Source organism: Paenibacillus sp. oral taxon 786 str. D14, from assembly GCF_000159955.1.
GTDB lineage: Bacteria > Bacillota > Bacilli > Paenibacillales > Paenibacillaceae > Fontibacillus > Fontibacillus phoenicis.
The window spans coordinates 398,028-402,618 of record NZ_GG695972.1; the positions used below are offsets into that span (position 1 = coordinate 398,028).

The 4,591-nt window shown below is 53.7% G+C and carries 7 protein-coding genes; 5 read left to right on the forward strand and 2 right to left on the reverse strand.

The features are described 5' to 3' along the window. Window positions 1-226: 226 nt before the first annotated feature. Window positions 227-718, reverse strand: coding sequence for a GAF domain-containing protein (locus POTG_RS06760; RefSeq protein WP_009224076.1), 492 nt, complete (start codon window positions 716-718; stop codon window positions 227-229). 222 nt (window positions 719-940) lie between these two features. On the opposite strand from POTG_RS06760, the gene POTG_RS06765 reads away from it, so the two are divergent. After that, entirely contained in the window at window positions 941-1,141 is a 201-nt protein-coding gene (locus POTG_RS06765) for an aspartyl-phosphate phosphatase Spo0E family protein (protein ID WP_036644485.1), read from the forward strand. Here the strand turns inward: POTG_RS06765 and POTG_RS06770 are convergent. Then, on the reverse strand, window positions 1,123-2,076 hold the full coding sequence (locus POTG_RS06770) for an alpha/beta hydrolase (RefSeq protein ID WP_009224078.1): 954 nt from the start codon (window positions 2,074-2,076) through the stop codon (window positions 1,123-1,125). The two genes, POTG_RS06765 and POTG_RS06770, sit on opposite strands and share 19 nt — an antisense overlap. A gap of 158 nt (window positions 2,077-2,234) precedes the next feature. Here POTG_RS06770 and POTG_RS06775 point away from each other — a divergent pair, with 158 nt between their 5' ends. The 4 genes from POTG_RS06775 to POTG_RS06790 all read left to right on the forward strand — a co-directional run. Further along, window positions 2,235-2,840, forward strand: a complete 606-nt coding sequence (locus POTG_RS06775; protein WP_009224079.1) for a GNAT family N-acetyltransferase — start codon at window positions 2,235-2,237, stop codon at window positions 2,838-2,840. 2 nt (window positions 2,841-2,842) lie between these two features. Beyond that, entirely contained in the window at window positions 2,843-3,604 is a 762-nt protein-coding gene (locus POTG_RS06780; RefSeq protein WP_009224080.1) for an energy-coupling factor transporter transmembrane component T family protein, read from the forward strand. A gap of 151 nt (window positions 3,605-3,755) precedes the next feature. Next, window positions 3,756-4,361 carry an ECF transporter S component gene (locus POTG_RS06785; RefSeq protein ID WP_009224081.1) on the forward strand — a complete coding sequence of 202 codons (606 nt, stop codon included), beginning with the start codon at window positions 3,756-3,758 and terminating at the stop codon, window positions 4,359-4,361. Window position 4,362: 1 nt separating this feature from the next. Beyond that, a partial coding sequence (locus tag POTG_RS06790) for an ATP-binding cassette domain-containing protein (RefSeq protein WP_036644488.1) occupies window positions 4,363-4,591 on the forward strand: 229 nt, incomplete at its 3' end.

Sequence of the window (4,591 nt, forward strand, 5' to 3'; positions counted from 1 at the left end):
GCGATTTGGGGCTAAAAAACTGCAAAAGTGCAGGCTTTTTCTGCCCATTTCCGGAAATCCGGCGTTTCGAGCGAAAAAAAACTGCACTTTTGCATCAATTTCGTGATTTTCTCCCATTTTGACTAAAATAACTGCACTTTTGCAGGAATCGCAGCGACTACAGTGAGAGTGAGCTGGGGTAAGGATCCCAGTCTGAGTAACAGTCGCAGTTGAAGTGTAATCCCCGTTAAGCGGGAACCGGCAGCTGCTGGGCCAGCGTCGCCACAAATTGTTCGAGGAACGCTTGGTCTTCCGCGTCAAAGCGTCCTTTCCGCGGACTATCGATGTCCAGGACGCCGATCAGCCGGTCTTCCTTAACGATCGGTACGACGATCTCGCTGTTGGATGCCGCATCACAGGCAATGTGGCCTGGAAAAGCGTGGACATCCTCCACCCGCAGCGTTTCGCGGCGTTCTGCGCTGGTGCCGCAGACCCCTTTGCCAAGCGGGATCCGGATGCAGGCCGGCAGGCCTTGAAACGGTCCGAGCACCAGCTCGTTGCCGTCGTATAAGTAAAAGCCGACCCAGTTGATATCCTCCAGGTAATGGTTCAACAGCGCAGCCGCATTGGCTAGATTGGCTACCTGGTTAGTCTCCCCGCTGATGAGCGCTTGAAGCTGCGACAAGACGGCTTGCTGCCGCTCTTCGCGGGTACCGCTATATTCATTGGCATGAAACATGCATGATTCCCTCCTTAAAAACTGCGGGCGAGATAAGGTTGCCGGCAGCGATACAACTATTATAAAGAAGTTTTTTGTCGAGGGATAGCATCCCTAAGAGCGAAGAACCGTTTATATCTTACAAAGTCCGACACTCAGTGCTATTTTTTATCAAATTTGCAAAATATGTTTTTTGGCATCATGCGGTAAAATAGGGACAAGATTAATGAAAAGGTGATTTTTATGGTACCTCAATCTCTCCGAGGCACAAGCCGTACCAATAATAAAATCAGCAACGACTTGAAGGCGACCATCGAGCACCTGCGCACGGAATTGATGAATGCCGCTACTCAAGATAACTTCAGCAGCGGCGCCATTCTGGAAATAAGCCAGCGCCTGGACCAGTATATCGTGATGGCCCAAAGTCAAATGCTCGGCAAGTAAGCGGCCTCTGGCATTTCCGCGCCAAGAACCTTCTCGATGAAGCCATGTACCACTTCGGCATACCGCTTCGGGTTGATGCCGTAGGCATTGGCATGGACCGCGCCTTCCACGAGCAGCAGTTCTTTAGGTTCAGGCTTCACTTGGTACATTTCCCGGCTCATATAAGTCGGAACGTAGTTGTCCTCCGTACCGTGGATGAATAACACCGGCAGCTTGCTGTTCTCAACGGCTTTAATTGGGCTGACCTGGTGCAGCCGGAAGCCGGCTTTGCGATGCAGCAGCTTATCGACCAGCGGCAAGAGCGGTTTGGCCGGAAGCTTGTTCAGCTTGGTGATCTGATGTCGAATGAGCTCCGTCAAGTCCGAGTAAGGGCAGTCCGCGATCACAAATTTCACGTTCGGATGGGCGATGGCAAGATACTCCAGCACCGTTCCACCCCCCAAAGATTGGCCATGCAGGCCGATCACACTATTCTCCCCGTAATTCTCCAAAATCCAGTTTACCCAGGCTTGGACATCGTATTTTTCCTGATATCCATAGGTCGTGTAGTTTCCTTCACTGCCGCCATGTCGACGTTGATCGACCAGCAGAATGTTAAACCCTGCCTTCCGGAACACGTCAATGTATTGCGTGGAGGCGAGCAAGGAAACCGTATAGCCGTGTACGATGATCATCCAGCGTTGGCTTCCAGGAAACAGTTCCAAAACATACCCGTTGAGCTTCAGCCCATCTCGGGATCGGACTTGAACCTGTCGTTTGGGCAGCCGTTCGAATTGGTCGCGGGTAAATACCCCGGTTCGTTCCAAATACTCGTAAATGCTCTCGTTCGTCTGCAGCCGCATCTGGGTGATTTGGCGCACCGCAAACCGCGGCAAGCCGCTTACGAATGCCAATACAATCAGCATGAAGAACAAAATAACGATCGTAAATACCATGTCGCTGGGTTCCTCCTTGCGAGCCTATCCGTGAAGCTCTCTTACGTTTTTATAGTATCACCGAAAAGTTGGAAGGAAAATCGCCATACGGAAAATTTACTCCGTCCCTTTGACGAGCCCATTCCGATATGATTAGCTAGTAAAGGATGTAGCGATTAATGACCACAGGTGGAAAGGGGGAGAAGGCGGGCGTGTACAAATGCGGCGGAGACATTCCTGTGCTGGAAAGCGAACGGCTAAGGCTGCGGCGGATGGAGCGAAGCGATGCCGAGGTGATGTTTCGGTATTGGAGCGATCCGGAAGTCATTAAGTATATGAATCTTCCGCCGTTTGCCTCGGTGGAGGATACTTGGGCAATGATTAACCTGCTGAATGGTTTATCTGAGAGCGAGGATACGCTACGTTTTGGCATTGAGCTGAAGGATGAACAGAAGCTGATTGGCAGCTGCGGCTTTAATGTTTGGGAGCTGGCCGGGGCTTATCGCGGGGAAATCGGCTATGACCTAGGCCGGGAATATTGGGGGCACGGGTATATGTCGGAGGCGCTGCGAATGCTGCTTGCGTACGGCTACGAGACGATGGGACTGAACCGGATAGAAGCGCTGGTAGATCCACGCAACAACGCTTCCCGCAAGTTGCTGAAAGCGTTTGGGTTCATGGAAGAAGGGCTGTTGCGGGAGTATCAGAAGACGGAGAACGGTTTTGTTGATTTGTTGATGTATTCTTTGTTGAAGAAAGAGTATTACTCGGGAGGAATAACCTAACGATGATGAAGTCTGAAAAAAAATACGGCGGCGGAATGCTGCACCACTTGGACCCACTCAGTAAGCTGGTCGCATTAGCTTGTATCGCTGCGCTTGCCATGCATTGGGACGAGCTGCAGCGGCAAGTGATCTTGCTGCTGGTATTGGTGGCGGGGGCCAAGCTGGGGGCCGGGATTGGCTGGGCCCGGTTATTGCGGCGCATCGCCTGGATCTTAGGCTTTGGTCTGCCGTTATTTGTGGTTACCGCGCTGGCGGTGCAGCTTCGGGAGGGAAGTGCCGGGGGCGGGGGATTCCTGCCGATTTCGGCCACTGCGCTTGAGGACGCTGCCGCCGTGACTTTGCGGCTGGTGAATTTGTTTTTGTCCTCGCTGGCTTATATCGAGTCCACGAATCCCAAGGATTTTGTTGTGATGATGTCGACCCGTTTGAAGCTGCCTTACCGGTTTGTGTTTGGCGTTTCGCTGGCGATGACGTTCTTGCCGTTGCTTGCGGAGGAAGGAAGACAGGCGGCAGCCGCCCGTAAACTTCGGTTGGGTCGCAAACCGCGGGGGGGTGCAGAACGGCTTGCGCAGTGGCGGGGGCAGTTGGTCACCGTGTTCACCGGAGCGATTCGGCGTGTGGAACAAACCGCAGGAGCGATGGACGTGAAGGGCTTTGGTGCGTACCGGGAGCGCACATTTTTGCGGGATGTGCCGCTGAAGGCGGTTGGCGTATGGACGATGCTGGCAAGCTTGGTGTTGACTGCGGGCCTGTGGATGCTGTAACGGATTTTGACTTGTTGGATGTTCACTTTTTACAAGCATGCGGGCCCTAGAGATAAGGCAGTTCAGGTTAAATTTGAAAAAAAGGACTTGACGCGGACAAATTGTTAACCTAAATTATCACTTGTGGTTAACAATTCAAATGGATGAGAGGATGGTTCAAGTGAAAGAAGGAAGTTCCGACAAAGTGCTTCAGCGCTTTACGACGCTTGATATTGTACTTATGGCGATGCTGGCAGCGGCTAACGCGGTCATGACGGTGTTTCTGTCACCGGTGAATCAAGCGCTGAATGGGCTGGGGGGACCGATCCTCACCTCAACGATCACCGGTTTGTATATGATTTACGGATTGCTGGCGTATTATATTATCCGCAAACCGGGGACGGCCCTGATCACCTATGGTATCGGTGCGGTTGTCCAAGCGTTTATGGGAACGGCGTATGGCATTTTGTCCTGCTTTGTGGCTGCGGCTTGTTATTTGGTGATTGTGGAGGCGGCTTTTGCCCTCGTACGTTATAAAAACTGGAGCTTGCCGATGCTGCTGATTACCGGCGGGGCGATGGTGCCGTTGTGGTTCTTTTTTGCGGCCCAGATGTACGGTTATACGAAGTGGGGCATGGATGTTCTGCTGATCGCCCTCGTCGTTCGGGTATTAAGCGGCATGATCCTGTGCGGGCTGTTGGTCAAACTGCTGGGCGATGCGTTGGCTAGCAGCGGGCTGCTTCGCCGCTTCGCGGTTGGCCGCCGGGCGGAGGCGTAAAATGCCGGAACCGGCATTGGAGCTGCAGGACGTCAGCTATGCGTTTGAGCCCGGCGGAGTCCCGGCGCTGCGCGACGTGACGCTCACCGTGGAACGCGGGGAGTGGATGGCGGTCGTCGGCGCGAGCGGCAGCGGCAAATCGGCCCTGGCGCAGCTGATCAGCGGTTATCTCCCCCGCGCCGGGGGAGGGAGCCGCTCGGGCCGAGTGCGCGTGCACGGCGTCGATCCCG